Annotated in this window: 17 protein-coding genes; 6 read left to right on the top strand and 11 right to left on the bottom strand. The window is 66.4% G+C overall.

The window, feature by feature from the left end:
• Positions 1–46: 46 nt before the first annotated feature.
• The 3 genes from BLS34_RS09890 to BLS34_RS09880 all read right to left on the bottom strand — a co-directional run bounded on the left by BLS34_RS09890 (position 47) and on the right by BLS34_RS09880 (position 3285).
• On the bottom strand, positions 47–1237 hold the full coding sequence (locus BLS34_RS09890; protein ID WP_028792685.1) for an ABC transporter substrate-binding protein: 1191 nt from the start codon (positions 1235–1237) through the stop codon (positions 47–49).
• Between the two features lie 56 nt (positions 1238–1293).
• Positions 1294–2400 (bottom strand): ABC transporter ATP-binding protein, encoded by a 1107-nt coding sequence (locus BLS34_RS09885; RefSeq protein ID WP_093149988.1) that lies wholly within the window; start codon positions 2398–2400, stop codon positions 1294–1296.
• 84 nt (positions 2401–2484) lie between these two features.
• A complete protein-coding gene (locus tag BLS34_RS09880; protein WP_093149986.1) occupies positions 2485–3285 on the bottom strand; it encodes an MBL fold metallo-hydrolase in 801 nt (266 codons plus the stop codon).
• Between the two features lie 131 nt (positions 3286–3416).
• Between BLS34_RS09880 and BLS34_RS09875 the strand changes: the two genes are divergently transcribed.
• The 5 genes from BLS34_RS09875 (at position 3417) to BLS34_RS09855 (ending at position 9518) form a co-directional block, all read left to right on the top strand.
• Complete coding sequence (locus tag BLS34_RS09875; protein ID WP_093149984.1) at positions 3417–5045, top strand: amidohydrolase; 1629 nt, start codon at positions 3417–3419, stop codon at positions 5043–5045.
• A 149-nt stretch (positions 5046–5194) separates the two neighbouring features.
• Positions 5195–6064 carry an FAD binding domain-containing protein gene (locus BLS34_RS09870; protein WP_093149982.1) on the top strand — a complete coding sequence of 290 codons (870 nt, stop codon included), beginning with the start codon at positions 5195–5197 and terminating at the stop codon, positions 6062–6064.
• 5 nt (positions 6065–6069) lie between these two features.
• Positions 6070–6552, top strand: coding sequence for a (2Fe-2S)-binding protein (locus BLS34_RS09865; protein ID WP_028792690.1), 483 nt, complete (start codon positions 6070–6072; stop codon positions 6550–6552).
• The gene (locus BLS34_RS09860; RefSeq protein ID WP_093149980.1) at positions 6549–8810 is read left to right on the top strand and encodes a xanthine dehydrogenase family protein molybdopterin-binding subunit; all 2262 of its coding nucleotides are present in this window, start codon (positions 6549–6551) and stop codon (positions 8808–8810) included. The genes BLS34_RS09865 and BLS34_RS09860 overlap by 4 nt, the downstream gene beginning before the upstream one ends.
• Before the next feature lie 297 nt (positions 8811–9107).
• Positions 9108–9518 (top strand): PAS domain-containing protein, encoded by a 411-nt coding sequence (locus tag BLS34_RS09855; RefSeq protein WP_051243486.1) that lies wholly within the window; start codon positions 9108–9110, stop codon positions 9516–9518.
• A gap of 32 nt (positions 9519–9550) precedes the next feature.
• On the opposite strand, the gene BLS34_RS09850 is transcribed toward BLS34_RS09855, so the two are convergent.
• The 4 genes from BLS34_RS09850 to BLS34_RS09835 all read right to left on the bottom strand — a co-directional run bounded on the left by BLS34_RS09850 (position 9551) and on the right by BLS34_RS09835 (position 16516).
• Positions 9551–10879 carry a methyl-accepting chemotaxis protein gene (locus tag BLS34_RS09850; protein ID WP_093149977.1) on the bottom strand — a complete coding sequence of 443 codons (1329 nt, stop codon included), beginning with the start codon at positions 10877–10879 and terminating at the stop codon, positions 9551–9553.
• Between the two features lie 84 nt (positions 10880–10963).
• A complete protein-coding gene (locus tag BLS34_RS09845; protein WP_093149976.1) occupies positions 10964–12007 on the bottom strand; it encodes a siderophore-interacting protein in 1044 nt (347 codons plus the stop codon).
• Positions 12008–12144: 137 nt separating this feature from the next.
• Complete coding sequence (locus BLS34_RS09840) at positions 12145–15312, bottom strand: efflux RND transporter permease subunit (protein ID WP_093149974.1); 3168 nt, start codon at positions 15310–15312, stop codon at positions 12145–12147.
• Positions 15313–15334: 22 nt separating this feature from the next.
• On the bottom strand, positions 15335–16516 hold the full coding sequence (locus tag BLS34_RS09835) for an efflux RND transporter periplasmic adaptor subunit (protein ID WP_245565534.1): 1182 nt from the start codon (positions 16514–16516) through the stop codon (positions 15335–15337).
• Positions 16517–16670: 154 nt separating this feature from the next.
• Here BLS34_RS09835 and BLS34_RS09830 point away from each other — a divergent pair, with 154 nt between their 5' ends.
• The gene (locus tag BLS34_RS09830; protein ID WP_175474172.1) at positions 16671–17327 is read left to right on the top strand and encodes a TetR/AcrR family transcriptional regulator; all 657 of its coding nucleotides are present in this window, start codon (positions 16671–16673) and stop codon (positions 17325–17327) included.
• Here BLS34_RS09830 and BLS34_RS09825 read toward each other — a convergent pair.
• Genes BLS34_RS09825 through BLS34_RS09810 form a run of 4 tightly spaced genes read right to left on the bottom strand, consistent with a single transcriptional unit; the run spans position 17311 to position 21103 of the window.
• Positions 17311–18609, bottom strand: a complete 1299-nt coding sequence (locus BLS34_RS09825; RefSeq protein ID WP_093149971.1) for a branched-chain amino acid ABC transporter permease — start codon at positions 18607–18609, stop codon at positions 17311–17313. The genes BLS34_RS09830 and BLS34_RS09825 overlap by 17 nt on opposite strands.
• A complete protein-coding gene (locus tag BLS34_RS09820; protein WP_093149968.1) occupies positions 18606–19616 on the bottom strand; it encodes a branched-chain amino acid ABC transporter permease in 1011 nt (336 codons plus the stop codon). Before BLS34_RS09820 ends, BLS34_RS09825 begins: the two co-directional genes overlap by 4 nt.
• A 3-nt stretch (positions 19617–19619) precedes the next feature.
• Entirely contained in the window at positions 19620–20324 is a 705-nt protein-coding gene (locus BLS34_RS09815) for an ABC transporter ATP-binding protein (RefSeq protein ID WP_028792694.1), read from the bottom strand.
• A complete protein-coding gene (locus BLS34_RS09810; RefSeq protein ID WP_093149965.1) occupies positions 20321–21103 on the bottom strand; it encodes an ABC transporter ATP-binding protein in 783 nt (260 codons plus the stop codon). The genes BLS34_RS09815 and BLS34_RS09810 overlap by 4 nt, the downstream gene beginning before the upstream one ends.
• Positions 21104–21157 lie beyond the last annotated feature (54 nt).

The following is a 21157-nucleotide window of genomic DNA, read 5'->3' as shown; positions in this document are numbered from 1 at the left end:
TCAGATGTCTCCATCTGATCGTGATTTGCTCTAGTGACCGATCGGATTACGACGACAGGGCGTCGAGCCACTTCTCGCGCGACAGCTCGTCGTTCGTCAGGTTCCGAACGCCGCTGTCCTCTTCGTACCAGGGGCCGTTCTGCAGGACCTGGACGGCGAGATTCTCGGGCTGGCCCGGATCGATGTACTTCTTGTCGGCCGGGACCATGTCGGCGGCGGCCGGGTTGGCCGGGCCGTTGCCCATGGCGTTGAACAGAACCAGCTGCTGCTCCGGATCCTGGGCCGAGGCGATGAACTTCATCGCGGTCTCCACACCGGCCGGGTTGCCCTTCGGCACGTTCCACATGCCGGCGGTCACGATGCCGTCCTTCCAGGTCCAGGTCACGTCGCCATTGGTCTCCTGGTTCAGGAGGTTGGCGCGGGTGTGCCAGATGTTGCCCATCACCACTTCGCCGGTGCGGAACAGTTCCTGACTCTGCGAGCCCGAGCCCCAGGCGATCACGTAGTCCTTGATCTCCTTGAGCTTGGAGACCGCCAGGTCGATGTCGATCGGATAGACCTCGTTCGGCGAGCGGCCGGCGGCCATCATGCAGGCCTCGAGCATGCCGTTCGGCTGCTTGCGCAGGGTGCGGTTGCCCGGGAACTTCTCCAGGTCCCAGAAGTCCTTCCAGCCGGTCGGCTCGGACGACACGGATTTCTTGTTGTAGGTCAGCGCGAAGCTGAACATGTAGTTCGCGCAGCCGTACTCGTAGGCGAACTTCTCCTGCATCTTCGACTTGTCGACGATCGAGTAGTCGATCGGCTCGAGCACGCCCTGCTTCTGCAGGACCAGCGTGGTGCCGGTGCCGGTGTCGCAGACGTCCCAGGTCACCGCACCCGCGTCGACCATCGCCTTGATCTTGGAGCCGAGCGGGCCGGTGCCGTCGATCACGACCTTGTTGCCGGTAGCCTTCTCGAACGGATCGCCGAACGCCTTCTGATAGGCTTCGACCGCCGGGCCGCCCCAGTTCACGACCACGACCTCGGTCGCCGCCTTGGCGGACCCGCCGCCCAGGGTCATGACGGACGTGCCGGCACCCAGGATTGCCATGGCCTGGAGGAAGGTGCGTCGGTCGATCTGCCCCTTCTCCAGCCGCTCCGCCGCGATCTCCACGCAGTCACGGGCGAAGTCGCTGTCTCCGGCGTCCTCGATCTCGGGATAGAGATCCTTTTCGTACAGGGTCTTGGTCAAGGTCATGCCAGGCTCCTCACATTGGCGGCCGGCCCCCTGCCAACCGCGGATTTCTAAAGGTTTCAGCGGTCGCGGACGACCACGGACGCGTCCGGCTCCCAACCGAGCCAGATCGTGTTACCGATCGACGGCTCGATCTGACAGGTCCAGGCCGGCGTGGTGGCGATCAGTTCGCCCAGCGCCTCGGTCTGCACCTGAAAATGATAGGCCGAGCCGTAGTAGTTGAAGGCGGTGATCTTGCCGGAGACCGCATTGGTCGCCGCCGGCCGCTCGGCCGAGAGCGCGATCTTCTCCGGGCGCAGGGCCACGACGACGTCGCCGTTCACCTTGGTATGTTCGGCCGCCCCGACCTGCACCAGCGGCTGGCCGCCGCAGACATAGGTGAAGGCGCCGTCCTTCTTCTCGCCCACCGTGCCCTGCAGGAAGTTGGATTTTCCCAGGAAGTCGGCGACGAAACGGGTGGCCGGCTTCTCGTAGAGGGCGCCCGGCTGGCCCTGCTGCTCGATCTTGCCGTCACGCAGGATGATGATCGTGTCCGACATGGACAGCGCCTCTTCCTGATCGTGGGTGACGTAGATGAACGTGGTGCCCAGGCGCTGGTGCAGCGATTTCAGCTCCCATTGCAGGTCGGCGCGCAGCTTCTTGTCCAGCGCCGACAGCGGCTCGTCGAGCAGCAGCAGGTCAGGCTCGAAGACGATGGCGCGGGCGAGCGCGACGCGCTGCTGCTGGCCGCCGGATAGCTGCGAGGGATAGCGCTCGGCCAGATGGCCCATCTGCACCAGCTCCAGCGCGCTCTTGATCTTCGCCGAGGCATCCGCCTTGGAGACGCCGCGCACCTTGAGCGGGAACCAGATGTTGTCCGCCACGGTCATATGCGGGAACAGGGCATAGCCCTGGAAGACCATGCCGAAGTTCCGCTTGTCCGGCGGGAACCGGGTGATGTCCTTGTCGTCCAGCAGGATGCTGCCGCCGCTCGGCTCCACGAAGCCGGCGATCGCCATCAAAATCGTCGTCTTGCCGGAGCCGGACGGGCCCAGCAACGTGAGGAACGATCCGCGCGGAACATCCAGGTCGACACCGTCGACCGCGGCAAGCGATCCATAGACCTTCGAAAGGTTCCGCAATGACAGGGCGTGGCCGCTCCGCGCCCCGGTCGATCCGTCCGGCATGTGTGTGTATCCCTTACTCACCGAATAGCGAGACCGGTATGCTGCGCTTTTAGGCAACAGGCGCGCAAGCCCAAATATCGAGCATTAAATGCCCAAATATTGATCAATTAGAAATTGATACTTCGCGGGACCGAAGCTTTCCCTGTGTCCGCCATGCACCGCAGAGACATTTAGTTGTTTTAGCCTGCGCATAGAAACAGCATAGGCAGCGGGATCGCTGTCCGGCAGGGTGTCGATCAGGAGGCCATCGTAGATCGTATCGCCGCCGAGGAGGACACCCGTTTCCGCCTCCCACAGACAGATCGAGCCGGGACTGTGGCCCGGCGTGTGCAGCACCTGGAAGCTGCGATCGCCGAGATCCACCGCGTCGCCCTCGGCCAGCAGCGCGGTCGGCTCCACCCCGGGGATGCGCCACGTTTCCGGCTGGAACGACGGCGACGGCGAGGCGGCGATCAGCGCGCCCGACACATCGAAGCCGGACTTCCGCAGGTCTTCCTTCCGTTTCTCGCTGTACCCGTCGAAGGAGAGCTGCAGGTCGGCCGGCGGGTTGCGCATCACCTCCGCCTCGGCCGCGTGCATGCGCAGGTCTTCGGCGAACTCGTGGGCCGAGCCGATGTGATCCACATGGGCATGGCTCAGAACGTGCACCACCGGCTTGTCGATGAACGGGTCGAGAAAGCGGCGCAGGCTGCACACACCCATTCCCGCATCCACCAGCAGGTCGCGGTCGCGGCCGCGCACCAGGAACATGTTGGCCCGCAGCAGGCGGGAGACATGCGGCTCCCAGATCCGCAGCACGCCGAGGGGCAGCCATTCGATGGCGAACCAGTTGTCGGCGGTCGGCAGGCGGTCGAAAGTCGGGCCGGGGATGGAACCGGGCAGCATCGCTGTCTCCCTGATCAGGCGAAAAACGGAGGCCGCGAGGAAGGGCGCTTGTCTGGCACAGCGATCCTCGCGAGGATTGGCGGGCGCACAGCATGCCCTCCCTTCCCGCGCAAGCACAGCCGGAGACTTACATGACGAGCCTCGCCGCCGACCTGGTGATGACCAACGGGCGTATCGCCACCATGGATGCGGCCGGTAGCTTCGCGCAGGCGCTGGCGGCGCGCGACGGCCGGATCGTGGCGCTCGGCAACAACGCCGAGGTCAAGGCACTGATCGGGCCGGAGACCAAGGTCGTCGACCTGGGGGGCCGCACCGCCATCCCCGGCATCGTCGACAGCCACAATCACCCCGACGCCTACGCCGCCCGCCTCGCCTCCTGGGAGCTGCTGAGCCCCGACCGGATCCAGAGCCGCGAGGCGCTGCTGGCCCGCCTGTCCGACGTGGCGGCGAGCAAGAGACCCGACGAATGGGTCGCCGGGTACCGTCTGAACGAGAACAAGTCCGGCGGCTATCCGACCATCGAGGAACTGGACCAGGCCGCCCAGGGCCGCCCGCTCTTCATCCTGCGCACCGACGGCCATATCGGCCTGGCGAACAGCCGCGCCTTCGCCGAGCTCGGCATCGACGAGACCACCCAACCGCCGGAATTCGGCGCCTTCGACAAGCATCCCGAAACCGGCAAGCTGACCGGCATCGTGCGCGAGACGGCGGCCCATCTGTTCCTCGACCGGGTGCATGACGGCGACACGCCGGACAGCATCGCCGCCGGGCTGGAGAAGGTATTCGCGGAGTGGACCTCCTACGGCATCACCTCGGTCTACAACTCGCTGACCCCGTCCAAGGGCATCCGCGCCTACCAGATGATGAAGGACCAGGGTCGCCTGAACATGCGGGTCGGCATCATCGCCTCGGGCCGCGAGGCGGGCCTCGTGGAATCGCTGACCGCGGCAGGCATCCGCTCCGGTTTCGGCGACGACTGGGTGCGGATCATCGGCGTCGAGTGGTGCCCGGACTGCTCCACCTCCGGCCGCACCGCCGCCTATTACGAGCCCTATGTCGGCAAGAAGATCAAAGGCGAGCCGGAGCCGAATACCGGCGTCCTGCTGTACGAGCTGGAGGACCTGAAGCGCCGGGCGCTGGCCGCCCACAAGGCCGGGCTGCAGGTGATGATCGAGGGCGTGGGCGACCGCGGCATCGATTTCGCGCTGGACGCCATCGAGTACTGTCTGGAGCAGCACCCGATGGAGGACCACCGGATGCGGGTCGAGCATTGCTGCTACGTCACCCCGCCCCTTCAGGAGCGCCTGAAGAAGCTCAGCGTGATCGACAGCTCGGCCACGGGCTTCATGTACGACCTGGGCGACGCCTATATCGCCAACCGCGGCCAGCAGGCCATGGCCCGCATGTGGCCGCACCGCGCGATGATCGACGCCGGGATCCCCGCCCCCGGCCATTCCGATGCCATGGTCTGTCAGGCGAACCCGTTCCTGGCGCTGTGGTCGATGGTCAACCGCATGTCGGATACCGGCGGCGACCTGGACGCCTCCCAGGCGATCACCCCGACCGAGGCGCTCAACGCCTATACCTGGCTCGGCGCCCATTCCGGCCGCGAGGAACACCTGAAGGGCTCGCTGGAAATCGGCAAGCTGGCCGACGTCGCGGTGCTCGACCGGGACTATTTCTCGATTCCGACCGAAGAGATTCGCGAAGTGCAGGTCGACATGACGGTCATAGGCGGTAGAGTCGTCCACCAGCGTTGAGTGAAATCCCCCGAAATCTTTGGGGGGTGACCGAGTCGCTTTCGCCGTCGTAGCCTGACGCGACGGAGCATTTTGTATGCAATCCCCCGCAGAAGAGGGGACCCCGCGTCATCGGGATGCGGGTCCGGGAAAGGAAAACGAGAAGGGCCATGTCCGACATTCGATATCTGGCGCCGCAGACGCTCGACGATGCGATCGCCCAATACGCCGCGGCCGAGGGCGCCGCGCGCATTCTCGCCGGCGGAACCGATCTTCTGGTGCAGATGCGCTCCGGCCTCCTGAAGCCGAGCACCATCCTCGACGTGAAGAAGATCCCGGAACTGACGGCGATCGAGAGGACCGCCGATGGCGGCTTCAAGATCGGCGCCGCCATCTCGGGCGCAGCCCTCGAGGAGGACCCGGACTTCGGCAAGGCCTGGCCGGGCGTGTTGGAGGCGCTGAACCTGATCGGCTCCACCCAGGTGCAGGGCCGCGCCTCCATGGGCGGCAACCTGTGCAACGGATCGCCGGCCGGCGATGCGGTCCCCGCCCTGGTCGCGGCCGGTGCCGTGGCGACGATCAAGGGACCGAACGGCAGCCGTGAGCTCAAGGTCGAGGACGTGCCCGCCGGGCCCGGCAAGACCAACCTGAAGCCGGGCGAGATCCTCGTCAGCTTCACCTTCCCCGCACGTCCCAAAGGGTCGAGCGACGCCTATCTGCGGATGATCCCGCGCACGGAGATGGACATCGCCGTGGTCGGCGTCGGCGTCAGCCTGACCCTGGAGGGGGGCACCTGCACCGCCGCCCGCGTCGGCCTGGGCGCCGTCGCCCCGACAGTGCTGCTCGTGGAGGACGCCGCCAAGGCGCTGATCGGCAGCACGCTCGACGATGCCGCGATCGAGAAGGCCGCCGCCGCCTGCTCTGCGGCCTGCAACCCGATCGACGACAAGCGCGGGACCATCGCTTACCGAACAAAGGTGGCCGGCGTGCTGCTCAAACGCACGACCGCAATCGCCGCCGAACGCGCCGGGAGGACCTGATACCAATGGCGAAGATTCACGTTTCCACCACCATCAACGGCGAGCCGACCGAGTTCCTGTGCGACGCGGCGGACAGCATGCTGGACGCGCTGCGCGACACGCTCGGCCTCACCGGATCCAAGGAAGGCTGCGGCACGGGCGACTGCGGCGCCTGCAGCATCACCCTGGACGGCCGGCTGGTCTGCTCCTGCCTGATGCTCGCGGCCGAGGCCGACGGACACGAGATCGAGACGATCGAGGGCATGGCAGCGCCCGACAAGCTGCACCCGCTGCAGCAGAAGTTCCTGGAATCCGCCGCCCTGCAGTGCGGCATCTGCACCCCGGGCATGCTGGTGGCGGCCAAGTCGCTGCTGGAGCGCAACCCGAATCCGACCGAAACCGAAGTCCGTTTCTGGCTCGCCGGCAACCTGTGCCGGTGCACCGGCTACGACAAGATCGTCCGCGCGGTCATGGAGACCGCCGCCGACATGCGGGAGGCTGCCCGATGAACGACCAGAGCAACAAATGGATCGGTAAGCGCACCGTCCGTCCCGACGGTGCCGACAAGGTCACCGGCCGCGCCGCCTATGCGGCCGACGCCACCATGCCCGGGATGATCTGGGCCAAGGTGCTGCGCAGCCCGCACCCCCATGCGACCATCAAGTCGATCGACACCTCCAAGGCCGAGGCGCTGCCGGGCGTGAAGGCGGTGGCCACCGCCGCCGACTTCGTCGACTTCCCGGTCGACACGCCGGTGCCGCTCGGCATCCAGGACATGCGCTGGATGAGCCGCAACATGCTGGCCAAGGAAAAGGTCCTGTTCCACGGCCATCCCATCGCCGCCGTCGCCGCGATCAACGAGGAGATCGCCGCCGAGGCCTGCGCGCTGATCGAGGTCGAGTACGACGTCCTGCCCTTCGCCATCGAGATCGACGATGCCATCGCCAAGGACGCGCCGATCCTGCACGACTTCATGAAGTTCGACGGCAAGCCGTCCAACATCGCCGGCACCCTGGAGCACACCCTTGGCGACGTCGATGCCGGCTTCGCCGAGGCCGACGTGGTCATCGAGCGCAGCTTCACCACCAAGCCGGTGCACCAAGGCTATATCGAGACCCATGCCTGCGTGGTCAGCGTCGCCCCCGACAACCGAACCACGATCTGGAGCTCCAGCCAGGGCCAGTTCATGGTCCGGGCGATGACCGCCTATCTCACCGGCATCCCGCAATCCAACATCAAGGCCATCCCGGCTGAGATCGGCGGCGGATTCGGCGGCAAGACCATCGTCTATCTGGAGCCGGTCGCCACCATCCTGTCGAAGAAGTCCGGCCGTCCGGTGAAGATGGTCATGACCCGCGAAGAGGTCATGCGCGCCACAGGCCCGACCTCGGGCTCCAAGAGCACGGTCAAGATCGGCGCCAAGAAGGACGGCACCATCGTCGCCGGCCAGGGCACCTTCTACCTGCAGGCCGGCTGCCTTCCGGGCTCGCCGATCCGCGGGGCAGCGGGCTGCGCCTTCGCGCCGTACGACATCAAGAACGTGCATTCCTTCGGCTACGACGTGGTGTCCAACCGCTCCAAGGTCGCCGCCTACCGCGCCCCGGGTGCCCCGATCGGCGCCTTCGCGGTGGAAAGCGTGCTGGACGAGTTGGCCGTCGAGCTCGGCATGGATCCGCTGAAGCTGCGGCTGAAGAACGCCGCCAAGGAAGGCACCAAGGCGGCCCACGGCCCGACCTATCCGCGCATCGGCTATGCCGAGACCGTGGAGGCGGCGCTGAAGAGCGAGCACTACAACACGCCGCTCACCGGCAAGTTCCAGGGCCGGGGCGTGGCCTCGGGCTACTGGTTCAATGCCGGCGGCGAGTCGAGCGCCCAGGTGAACATCACCGAGGACGGCAACGTCGTGGTGACCACGGGCCACCCGGATATCGGCGGCTCGCGGGCGTCCATCGCCAACATCACCGCCGAGCTTCTGGGCATCAACTACGACCAGGTGTCGGTGCAGATCGGCGATACCGCGTCCATCGGCTACAGCAACCTCACCGGCGGCAGCCGCGTGCTGTTCGCCTCGGCCATGGTGGTCACCGAGTCGACCGAGCAGGTGATCGAGCAGCTCAAGGGCCGGGCCGCCAAGATCTGGGGCATCGATCCGTCCCAGGTGGTCTGGGAGGGCGGCGAAGCGCGTCCGATGGGCGAGCACAGCGCCAACTTCCCCTCCATGTCCCTGGAGGAGCTGGCCGCCAAAGCGAACGCCACCGGCGGCCCGATCGGCGCCGGCAGCCAGAGCAACACCGTCGGTGCCGAGGGTGGCTTCGCCACCCATGTCTGCGACGTCGAGGTGGATGTCGATCTCGGGATCGTGCGCGTGCTCCGCTACACCTGCTTCCAGGATGTCGGCCGGGCGATCCATCCGAGCTACGTGGAAGGCCAGCTCCAGGGCGGCGTCGCCCAGGGGATCGGTTGGGCGCTGAACGAGGAGTACATCTACAACAAGAAGGGTCAGGTCGATAATCCGGGCTTCCTCGACTACCGGATGCCGGTCTGTTCCGACCTGCCGATGCTCGATTGCGGCATCATCGAGATCCCGAACCCGAAGCACCCGCAGGGTGTGCGCGGCGTCGGCGAGGTGCCGCTGGTACCGGGCCCGGCCGCCGTCCGCAACGCCGTGCACGACGCGCTCGGCATCTGGATCGACGATCTGCCGCTGTCGCCGCCGAACGTCCTGGCGGCGATCGACGCCAACAGCAGCCTGCAGGCCGCGGAGTAACCCACACCGCTATCGGGCGTGCCGGCATTGACCGGCACGCCACGGTTCCGAAGGACCGGCCGCCGCGCTCATCATCGAGCCGGCGGCCGTTTCCTTTTCAGCTCTCCAAAGACTGCTGGATGATCGACAGGGCGCGGCGATCCGACCCAATGGCCCTAAGACTCCGTCCATGGTAGAACGGGAATTATAAGAAAAAGACCGGCGGAATCCATGTCTTCAAATCCCCTGCCCACGTCGGGTTTTGATGTCCCGCCTTGGTTTTACGCCGATCTATCGGCCGCGGTCTGCCATCCGACTTTGCGTGACCTGCTGCAGCACTGGGAATCCCTGAAAGACGGCGGCGACCTGCCGAAGGCGAGCAGGATCGATCCGCTGAACCTGCGCCCTCATCTCGGCGACCTGTTCATGGTCCGCGTCGACCATGAGGGCCAGACTTTCACCTATTCCCTGATCGGCACCCGGATCACCGATATCCTGGACCGCGACACGACAGGCCGCAGGGTCGAGGAAACCTTTCCCGCCGGCCATCCGGTGCTCGACGTCTACAAGCTGATCTATCAGCGGCGCGTGCCGGTGCGCACGCACGGCCAGCTGAACTGGGTCGATAAGGACTACAAGCGCTTCGAGAGCCTCATGATGCCGCTCGTCGATGACGCCGGCACGGTGATCAAGATCCTGGGGGCGGCGATCTATTTCTCCGACCCCTGACCGCCGGCCGAACGGAGGGCCGTACCGGCGTCCTACCCCTTCGTGTGGTCCGACAGCTCGTTCAACAACCGCATCACCTCGTGGGAGGCGTCGGCCGCCTCGCCGACCAAGTGGGTTGCCCGGTCGAGATCCCCGGTGGCGAAGGCCTTGGCCGCCTCGATGCCGCAGCGGTGCACCCGCTGATGCGGCGCCATCAGTGCCTTCCAGGCCGGTTGGCCGGTCAGACGCGGATCTTTCTGGGCGTCGTACCACTTGCCGAGGCGGCAGCTGTGATGATCGGCCAACTCGTCGGCCCGCAGCACCTCGCGGCCGACCAGCATCTGCGCCAGGCGGCGCATCCAGATCATGTGGTCGGATTTCGCGGCGTGGATGGTCGCGTTCGGCACGCCGGCCTTCACGAAGCCGTCGATCGCCTGGGCAATGGTCGGCCCGGTTCTCTCGAGCAGGCCGATCGTGTTGTCGATCATATAGACGTTGCGGGCGCTCATATCGGCGATGACGGTGACCCCCTCGGAGATCTCCTCCGTCGCGGTCTGCTGTTCGCCGAGGATCTGGGAGACCTCGCCCATGCTGCGGGTGACAGAGCCGATGCGCTCGGCCAGGTTCTCCATCTCCTGACCCACGGTCTGGATCGTGCCGCGCCCCTCCTCGACCCGCTCCGCGCCGGAGCGCATCACACCGACGATCTCCTCCATGTCGCTGCGGATTCCGGAGATCCGCTCGCGGATGTCGATGGTGGCGCTGGCGGTCTGGTTGGCGAGCGTCTTCACCTCGCTGGCCACAACGGCGAAGCCCTTTCCCGCGTCGCCGGCCCGCGCCGCCTCGATGGTGGCGTTCAGGGCCAGCAGGTTGGTCTGCTTGGCGATGCTTTCGATGGTGGAGACGATGTCGCCGATGGCGACCGAGGCCTCGGCCAGCGCATCGACCTTCTGCACGGCGGACTGAACCACCTCGAACACGCTCTCCATGGCATCGACCGCCTGGCCCGCCGCGACCCGACCGCTGTCGGACACCGAGGTCGCCTCGGTCGCCTCGTCCGTCGCGCTCTGGGTGGTGTGGCTGATGGTCTGCACGGTCACCGTCAGCTCCTCCACCGCCGAGGCGATCGACTGGGAGCGGTTGTCGACCTCGCGCAGCGAGCTCATCATTTCCGACGTCTTGCGCACGCCGTCGCTGGCGGCGATCGACATGTCGACCCAGCGCTCCAGCCGGCCTTCGGCCTCGGTGTCGGAGCCGGCGAGCCGCAGAATCTTCTGGCCGATCTCCCCGCCCCGTTGCGCCACCAGGTCCCGGTTGCCGGCGAGCATTGCGTCGATCAGATCCTCGGTCGACAGGGACTCGTTGGCTTCCGCAACGCTCATAATCCGGGCTCCGAATTTCCTGGGATCAGACGACTGCTTCGACCTTGGCGCAGAGCGGTTTAAAATTCATTAAGGACGATGGGGTCAATCGGGACCGCCGCGCCGCCAATAGCCCGCGCAGGAGACTTGGCCGGCCGCCAGCCCTCGCTCCTCCCGGAACATGGTCCGCAGCCGACGCGCCGCCTCCGCCTCGCCGGCGAACCAGACGGATGCCGCACCCGACACCGGCAGCTTGACCGCCGCCATCGCCGCGCACAGCGCCGCCTCGTCACCCACCACCCACTCGACGGCCACGCCGTCGGGACTAGCGATGTCCATACGGGCGTCGGCATGGCGCAGCCCGATCACGGCGCGCCCCCGCGCCCCTTGCGGCCGGTTCTCCAGGATGCGGGCGATGGCCGGCAGGGCGGTCTCGTCGCCGCCGATCAGCAGCCAGTCGCTCTCTGGGAAATAGCCGCCGCCCGGGCCGATCACGCCGACCCGCGCACCAGGCTCGACGTCTTCCGCCCAGTCGGCGACGGCTCCGCCGGCGTGGCGGACGACGTCCACATCGATCTCGCCGCTTTCGAGCCGGATCGCCCGGATGGTGTAGACCCGGACGGTGAGCGCATCCTCGCCCTCGGGAAGGGCCACCGACCCGGACCGCGCACGCCGCGGCCAGATCGGCGCCCGGCCGCGCGGCGGCACCAGAAGCCGGATATGCAGTCCGCGCTTGGCGAAGGCGGCCATGTCCCGGCCCCGCAGGGTCAGGCGGATCATCCAGGGGCTGACCGGCCGGCGCTCGACCACCTGCATCTCCCGGAAATTGGCCGGCAGCGTCTCCTCGCGGTCGTGGCCGCGCCAGACCATGCGCTCGGCCAGTTCCGGATCATGGGCGGTCAGATAGTGGGAGACGGTCTCCTGCAGCACCTCCAGCCCGCCGACATCCCCGCTTTCGACCCGGACGCGCAGATCCTTGCCGCGGGCGCGGATGTGGAAGGAGCCGTAGGGGCTGCGGAACTCCACCGCCTCGGCCGTGCGCAGGACCGGCAGGAGATCGTGCTGGGCCAGGTGCGCCACCTGGCTGTCCAGCCAGGCCCCTGCCCCGTCGAGGGACAGGGTCAGTTCGGCTTGCAGGCGGTCGGTCACGGCGCGGCTCCCGAGGGTCGGTTGGATCGGATCTACCTATAATGCAACTCATTCGCATTAATAAATACGAAGTCAACCGAGCCCAAACAAAAAGGGCGCCACCGGCTGGTGAGCGCCCTTCCGTCTTGGTCTCCGCCTCAGCCGGCCGGTGTCGGCTGGGGTGTTTCGCCCGGTCTGTCGCCCGGCGTCTCGTCCGGCCTGTCCGACTGCGGCGGCTCGGAACGGCGTCTGGAGAACAGCCGCATGACCAGCACGAAGAACAGCGGCACGAAGAAGATCGCCAGCACGGTGGCCGAGATCATCCCACCCATGACGCTGGTGCCGATGGCCTGACGGCTCGCGGCACCCGCACCCGTGCTGATCGCCAGTGGCAGCACGCCGAGGGTGAAGGCCATGGAGGTCATGATGATCGGCCGGAAGCGCTGGCGCGCGGCCTCCACCGTCGCATCCAGCAGGTCCATGCCATCGTCGTACAGCTCGCGGGCGAACTCCACGATCAGGATGGCGTTCTTCGCCGACAGACCCACCGTGGTCAGCAGGCCGACCTGGAAATACACGTCGTTCGGCAGCACCCGGAGATGGGCCGCCGCCACCGCACCGAACACGCCAAGCGGCACCACCAGCATCACCGAGACCGGAATGCTCCAGCTCTCGTACAGGGCGGCCAGGCAGAGGAACACCACGAGCAGAGAAATCGCGTAGAGCATCGGCGCCTGATCGCCCGACATCCGCTCCTCGTAGGACAGGCCGGACCACTCGTATCCGACACCGTCGGGCAGGTTCTGAGCGATCTCCTGCATCGTCTGCATGGCCACGCCGGAGCTGACACCCGGCGCTGCCTGGCCCTGGATCTCGACCGAGGACGCGCCGTTGAAACGCTCGAGCCGGGGCGAGCCGTAAGTCCATTCCGAGGTCGCAAAGGCCGAGAACGGCACCATCTCGCCGAAGCTGTTGCGGACATACCAGCGGTCCAGGTCGTCCGGCATCATACGGAAGGGCGCGTCGGCCTGCAGGTAGACCTTCTTGACCCGACCGTCCTCCATGTAGTCGTTCACATAGGAGGCACCCCAGGCGGTCGAGAGCGTGGTGTTGATGTCGGCGATGGCCAGCCCGAGCGCGCTGGCCTTCTCGTGGTCGACATCCACCCGGAACTGCGGTGTGTCGGAGAAGCCGTTCGGCCGCACCTGGGTGACGGTGTCTTCCTGTGCCGCCATGCCCAGGAGCTTTCCGCGGGCCTGCATCATCACGTCATGGCCGACACCGCCGCGGTCGACGAGTTGGAACTCGAAACCGGTGGCATTGCCCAGCTCGATGATGGCCGGCGGCGTGAAGGCGAAGATCTGCGCCTCGCGCACCTGGGACAGGGCGCCATAGGCCCGGCCGACGATGTCGGCAACCGGGTCCGGACGCTCGTCCCAGTGCTTCAGATTGATGAAGGCGATACCCGCATTCTGGCCACGCCCGCTGAAACTGAAGCCGGCGACGGTGAACAGGCCGTTCACGTTGCGCTTCTCGTCCTCCAGGAAGTGCTTCTCGACCTTTTCCAGCACCTCGATGGTCCGCTCCTGGCTGGCGTTGTCCGGCAGCGAGATCATCGAGAACATGATGCCCTGGTCCTCGTTCGGCAGGAACGAGGTCGGCAGGCGCAGGAACAGCAAGGCGAGCCCGCCGACGATCAGCAGATAGACCAGTCCGTAGCGCCACTTGCGGCCGACCACATGGCCGACGCTGTTCTGGTAGAACCGGTTGGTCCAGTCGAAGCCGCGGTTGAACCAGCCGAACGGGCCGGTCTTGCTGCCGTGACCGTCCTTGGCCCGCAGCATCGAGGCGCAGAGGGCCGGCGTCAGCACGATGGCGACGATCACCGACAGCACCATCGACGACACGATGGTGATGGAGAACTGGCGATAGATCGCGCCGGTCGAGCCCCCGAAGAACGCCATCGGCACGAACACCGCCGAGAGCACCATGGCGATGCCGACCAGCGCGCCGGTGATCTGCGACATCGATTTCTTCGTCGCCTCGCGCGGGCCGAGCCCGTCCTCGTGCATCACGCGCTCGACGTTCTCCACCACGACGATGGCATCGTCCACCAGCAGGCCGATGGCCAGCACCATGCCGAACATGGTCAGGGTGTTGATGGTGAAGCCGAAGGCCGCCAGCACGCCGAAGGTGCCGAGCAGAATGACCGGCACGGCGATCGTCGGGATCAGGGTGGCGCGGATGTTCTGCAGGAACAGGAACATCACCACGAAGACCAGCCCGATCGCCTCGAACAGGGTGTAGACCACCTCCTCGATCGAGATCTGGACGAACGGCGTGGTGTCGTAGGGGTAGACGACCTCGAGCCCGGCCGGGAAGAACGGCTGCAGCTCGCGGATCTTGGCACGCACCCCATCGGCGGTGTCGAGGGCGTTCGCACCCGAGGCCAGGTTGAGGCCCATGCCGACCGCCGCCCGGCCGTTATAGCGCGCGACCGTGTCGTAGGAGGCGGCACCGATCTCCACCCGGGCGAGATCCTTCAGGCGCACCTGGGCGCCGTCGGTGTTGACCCGAACCAGGATGTTGCCGAATTCCTCCGGTGTCTCCAGCCGCGTCTGGGCGATCAGGGTGGCGTTGATCTGCTGTCCCGGAACGGCCGGCGCGCCGCCGATCTGACCGGCGGAGATCTCGGCGTTCTGGGCGGTGATGGCGCTGCGCACCTCGGAAATGGTGATGCCGTAGCTCTGCAGCTTGGCCGGGTCGAGCCAGATCCGCATGGCATGCTCGGAACCGAACAGGCGCACGGAGCCCACGCCTTCGACGCGGCTGATCGGATCGCGGACGTTGTCGGCGATGTAGTTCGCGATGTCGCTCTGCGGCATGTCGAGGTCGGAGACGAAGCCGAGCACCATCAGGAAGCTGCCGCTGCTCTTCGCAACCTGAATGCCCTGCTCGACAACGCTCTCCGGGAGGAGAGAGGTGGCGAGCTGCAGCTTGTTCTGGGTCTGCACCTGGGCGATGTCCGGATCGGCTTCCGGATTGAAGGTCAGCGTGATCGTCGCCGTGCCGCTGCTGTCGCTGGTCGACTTGATGTAGCGCAGGTGATCGAGACCGGTCATCTGCTGCTCGATGATCTGCGTCACCGAGTTCTCGAGCGTGCTCGCCGAGGCGCCGGGATAGGTCGCCGTGATCGTCACCGTCGGAGGGGCGACGGACGGGTACTGCTCGATCGGCAATTGCAGGATCGAGAGCCCGCCCGCGAGCATGATCACGATGGCGATGACCCAGGCGAAGACCGGGCGGTCGATGAAGAAGCTAGCCATTTGAAGACTCTCGGTTCGGCGTTCAGCTCTGCGCCTTGCTCTGGGCGGCCGGCGTGGGCTTCTGAACCTCCACCGGAGTGACCTGGGCGCCGGGGCGGATGCGCTGCAGCCCGTCGACCACGACCCGCTGGCCGTCGTTCAGCCCCTTGTCGATCAGCCAGTCCTTGCCGGCGGCGTCGACGATATGGACCTTGGCCTGGGTGACCGTGCTGTCCTCACCGATGACATAGACGTAGGGATCGCCCATTTCGTTGAAGCTGACGGCTGCCTGGGGCACCAGGAAGCCGCGCTCGACCACACCCTGGTTGACCATGCCGTGGACGAACATGCCGGGCAGCAGCTCGCGGTCCGGGTTGGGGAACACGGCCCGCAGCCGCACCGATCCCGTGGTCTCGTCCACGGTCACTTCTGAGAACTGCATGGTCCCCTGCTGCTCGTACTCCAGGTCCACGGCATCGAGGATCAGGGTTACCGGCAGCTCTTCCTTGCTGCCCAGCACCCGCTCGCCGGTCCGGAACATCTGGCGCAGGCGCAGCAGCGCCGCACTCGACTGGGTGAAGTCCACGTTGATCGGGTCGAGCTGGGTGATGGTGGCGAGCGGCTCCGCCTGCCCGGCTGTGACCAGCGCGCCCTCGGTGATCGAGGACCGGCCGATCTGGCCGCCGATCGGTGCCAGCACCTCGGTGTAGCCGAGACTGATCTTGGCGGCGTCGAGCGCCGCCTGCGCGGCAGCGACGCTGGCCCGGTTCTCCTGCTCCTCGGCGACCACGTCGTCATAGGCCTGGCGGCTGACCGCGTTGGTCTTCACCAGGCTCTCGTAACGACGCAGCTTCGTGCGGGTCGAGTTCAGGGTCGCCGACGCCCGCGCCAGCTCGGCCTCGGCCATCTTGACCTCGGCCTCATAGACGGCTGCATCGATCTGATACAGCGGTTGGCCGGCCTCGACGGTCGACCCCTCCGCGAACAGGCGCTTGGTCACGATCCCATCGACCTGGGGCCGCACCTCGGCCATGCGGAAGGCGACGACACGGCCGGGCAACCGGGCCGTGAGATCGACCGTTTCGGCCTTCACCGTGGTGAAGCCGACCTGGGCCGGCGGACGGGCCGCGGGCGCGGAGGAAGACTGCTGCTCCTCCTCGCAGGCGACGAGAGCGACTGCCGCCAGCAGGACGGCACAGAGACGTGTCAGGAAAACCTTCGGCACAGTCGAAATCCTTGTGCGTGAAATCGCATCCGTAGGCGGCGGTCCCGGCATGCGGGATTGCGCCACGGGTCATTTGTGTACTATCTAGTACATATTGTATTGCACAACAAGAAAGATGTGCGGCCGGCACCGCACGAAGGAGGATCCCCCGTCGATGTCCTGCTCCAAGGAAGATGGCAAGAAGCCCACGCGCGGAGAAATCCGTCGGCGCGCCCTCGTGGATGCCGCCTGGTCGCTGGTCAAGGAGAGCGGGATCGAGGCGATCACCCTCGACGAGATCATCGCCCGCGCCGGCGGTTCCCGGGCCACCATCTATTCCGCGTTCGGCGACAAGAACGGGCTGATCAAGGCTGCGGTCGGGGAAAACTGCTCGGCCTTCGCCGAACAGATGATGGAGATGCTCGACGACTGCGAGGAGCCGGCCGTCAGTCTGACCCGCCTGGCGTCTAATCTGGTCGGCCATATCTGGACGCCAGAGGCGACCCGGATCTTCGGCAGCTTCCTGACCGAGGGCGACCGGTTTCCCCAGGTTATCGATGCCTTCCTGCAGAACGGACCGGACCGTCTGCACCGTCGCCTCGCCCGGTACCTCGCCGAGTCGCCCGCCCGCAGTGAGGCGCCGGTCGAGGATCCGGAAGCCGCGGCGAAGCTGTTCCTCGACACCCTTCACGGCGACTGGCTGATCGGCTCCCTCGGCGGCCGACCGCCCCGCGATCCGGACACGCCCGAGACCAGGCGGTGGATCCGCTACGTCGTCGCCCGGACCCTGAACCTGCCGATCGACGCCGTTCCCCTCACCGCTCCGGGATAAGCCCCTTCGGCGCGAACCGCATCACCAGCAGCAGGATCGCCCCCATCAGCAGGTAGCGGGTATAGGCCGCCCCCATCATCAGGTGCGCCCCGATGGCGGAATCGTCCGGCAGCGGGGCGGTGACCGTCGCCATGAACCAGTTACCGAGCGGCTCGGCCTCGACCCACAGGAACCAGATCACGAAGCCGCCGAGCACGGCGCCCCAGTTGTTGCCGGAGCCGCCCAGGATCACCATCACCCAGATCAGGAAGGTGAAGCGCAGCGGGATGTAGCTGGTCGGGGTGAGCTGGCCGTCCAGGGTCGCCAGCATGGCACCGGCGATGCCGCAGGTGGCGCAGCCCAGGACGAACACCTGGAGATGGCGGGCCTTCACGTCCTTGCCCATGGCCTCGGCGGCGTCGCGGTTGTCGCGGATCGCCCGCATCATCCGGCCCCAGGGCGATTTCAGCGCCCGCTCCGCCAGCCACATGACGATGGCGAGCACGACGATGAACAGCAGCCCGTAGCAGAACTTGACGAACAGGCTGGAGGCCTCGTTGATGTCCGTCGCCCCCAGGGACGTCGCGAGATCGACGAACCACTGGGTATCGACCAAGTCGACCTCATAGGGCACCGGGCGCGGGATGCCGGTGACGTTCTTCACGCCGCGCGACAGCCACTCCTCGTACTTGATGATGGCGATGATGATCTCGGAGATGCCGAGGGTCGCGATGGCCAGATAATCGGCCCGCAGCCCCAGCGCGATCTTGCCGATCAGCCACCCCGCCCCGGCCGCGACCACGCCGCCCAGCGGCCAGGCCAGCAGCACCGGCATGCCGAGACCGCCGAGATAGCCGGACAGGGCCGGGTCGATCGACTCGATCCGATCGGTCGCCGGCAGGAAGAACACACCGATCAGGAAATAGCCGGCGACCACCAGGATCGCGGTAACCAGCATCCGGAAGGCCGGCGGCACCATCCGTCGGGCCAGGACGATGGCGACAACCGTGGCGACGAGACACAGGAACGACAGCGCCAGATCGCCGCCGGCCACGGCCCAGGCCTCCTGCACCGGCGGCATGGACACCAGCACGGCGGTCAGCGCGCCGAGCGCGGTGAAGCCCATGATCCCGACATTGAACAGCCCGGCATAGCCCCACTGCATGTTCACGCCGAGCGCCATCACGGCGGAGATCAGGCACAGATTGAAGATGCCGAAGGCGACGTTCCAGCTCTGGAAAAAGCCGACGCCGATCAGCACCAGCAGCATGAGGCCGTACAGGAAGACCACGCGCCGGGTCATATGACTTTCCCCCGGATGATGCCGGTCGGTCGCACCAGCAGCACGACCACCAGGATGACGAAGGAGACCGCGAACTTGTAATCGGTCGACAACAGCTGGACCAAACCGTCCGGCGCCCAGCCGTCCGGGCCGAGATAGGCCAGGAACCGCTTGAAGGCATAGGTCACCGTGACTTCCGAGAACGCGACGATGAAGCCGCCGAGCACCGCGCCCACCGGCTGGCCGATGCCGCCGAGGATGGTGGCGGCGAAGATCGGCAGCAGGATCTGTAGGAAGATGAACGGCTTGTAGGTCTTGTCGAGGCCGTAGAGCGTGCCAGCGATGCAGGCCAGCGACCCGGCGATGATCCAGGCGATCAGCACCACCCGCTCCGGGTTGATGCCGGACAGCAGGGCCAGATCCTCGTCGTCGGAATAGGCGCGCATCGCCTTGCCCGAGCGGGTCTTCTGCAGGAACCAGAACAGGAAGGCGACGACGATCAGGGTGACGACGACGGTCACCACCTGGGTCTGCTTGATGGCGATCCCCTGGTCCCAGCCGGTCAGTTTCTTGAAGTCGCCGTAACTGATCAGGAACCGTTCGCCATCGGCGAAACTGTGGTCGTCGGGGCCGATCACGATGCGGATGATGCCGGCCATCATGAACATCACGCCCACCGAGACGATGGCGAAGACGATCGGGTTCGCCCGTTTCTTTCGGTAGAAGCGGAAGACGAACCGGTCGGTCAGCACCGCCATGGCGACGGTCGCCAGGATACCCACCGGCAACGCCAGCAGCGCCGTCGGCAGCGGGCCGAGGCCGATCCCGTTCATCTGCAGCAGCCAGGTCACCAGGATGGTCACCATGGCGCCGAAGGACATCAGCTCGCCGTGGGAGAAGTTGGCGAAGCGCAGGATGCCGAAGATGATCGTCACCCCGAGCGCGCCGAGCGCGAGCTGCGCGCCATAGGCGGTGGCCGGGACGATGACGAAGTTCGCGAGCAGCGCGAAGGCGTTGGCGATCTCCATCTCTCAGCCCCCCAGGAACGAGCGGCGGACTTCCTCGTTCGCCAGTAGCGCCTCGCCGGTATCGGTGAAGCGGTTGGTGCCCTGGACCAGGACGAAGCCGTGATCGGCGATCTCCAGCGCCTGCCGGGCGTTCTGCTCGACCATCAGGATGGCGATGCCGGTCTTGGCGATCTCGACGATGCGGTCGAACAGCTCGTCCATGACGATCGGCGACACGCCGGCGGTCGGCTCGTCCAGCATCAGCAGCCGCGGCTGGGTCATCAGCGCCCGGCCGACGGCGACCTGCTGACGCTGGCCGCCGGACAGCTCGCCGGCCGGTTGGTTGCGTTTCTCGGCGAGGATCGGGAACAGCTCGAACACCTGCTCCTTGGATTGGGAGATGTCGTCGTCGCGGATGAACGCGCCCATCTCCAGGTTCTCTTCCACGCTCAGCGAGACGAAGACGTTACGGTTCTGCGGCACGAAGCCCATGCCGACCCGCACCCGCTCCTGGGGTGCGAGGCCGGTGATGTCGGTGCCGTCGAACACCACGCTGCCCTCGCGCAGGTTCAGCATGCCGAACACCGCCTTCATCGCGGTCGACTTGCCAGCACCGTTCGGGCCGACGACCACGGCGATCTCGCCGCGTTCCACCCGCAGCTCGCAGTCGGTGATGATATCGGCGCCGCCATATCCGCCGGTCATGCCGGTTGCAGCCAGGAAACTCATGCCTCCGACACCCGCTTGTGCTTGCGCCCGGTGCCCAGATAGGCCTCGATGACGTCCTCGTTGTTCATGACCTCGTCGGTCGTCCCCTGGGTCAGCAGCCGGCCCTCGGCCATGACGATGACCGGATCGCAGAGCCGGGCGATGAAATCCATGTCATGCTCGATCAGACAGAAGGTGTAGCCGCGCTCCTGGTTCAGGCGCTGGATCGAGCGCGCGATCGTCTGCAGCAGCGTGCGGTTCACGCCAGCGCCGACCTCGTCCAGGAACACGATCTTGGCGTCGACCATCATGGTGCGGCCGAGTTCGAGCAGCTTCTTCTGGCCGCCGGACAGGTTGCCGGCCAGTTCGTTTTCCAGATGCGGGATCTCCAGGAACTCGATCACCTCGCGGGCGCGCTCGCGCACCCGGTTCTCGACCACGCGCACCTTGGCGAAGTTGAACCAGGTATGGCGCAACTCCTCGCCCGGCTGTTCGCCCGGCACCACCATCAGGTTCTCCAGCACGGTCAGGCTGGAGAATTCGTGGGCGATCTGGAAGGTGCGCAGCAGGCCCTTGTGGAACAGCTCGTGCGGCTCCAGCGCGGTCACGTCCTCACCGTCGAGGAAGATCGTCCCCGACGAGGGCGGGAAATGCCCTGCGATGATGTTGAACAGCGTGGTCTTGCCGGCCCCGTTCGGACCGATCAGGCCGGTAATCGACCCCTGCGCGATCTCCAGCGAGACCCCGTCGACCGCGCGGATGCCACCAAAGTTCTTGGTGACGTTCTCAACTCTGATCATTCAGCAAATCCGAAATCGGAGAACGGTCGGACCGAAGCCCGACCGTCCCCTTGT

Source organism: Thalassobaculum litoreum DSM 18839 (genome assembly GCF_900102465.1).
In the GTDB taxonomy this organism is placed as follows: Bacteria; Pseudomonadota; Alphaproteobacteria; order Thalassobaculales; family Thalassobaculaceae; genus Thalassobaculum; species Thalassobaculum litoreum.
Note: the sequence above shows the minus strand (reverse complement) of the source record. Positions and strands in the feature narration are given on the sequence as shown.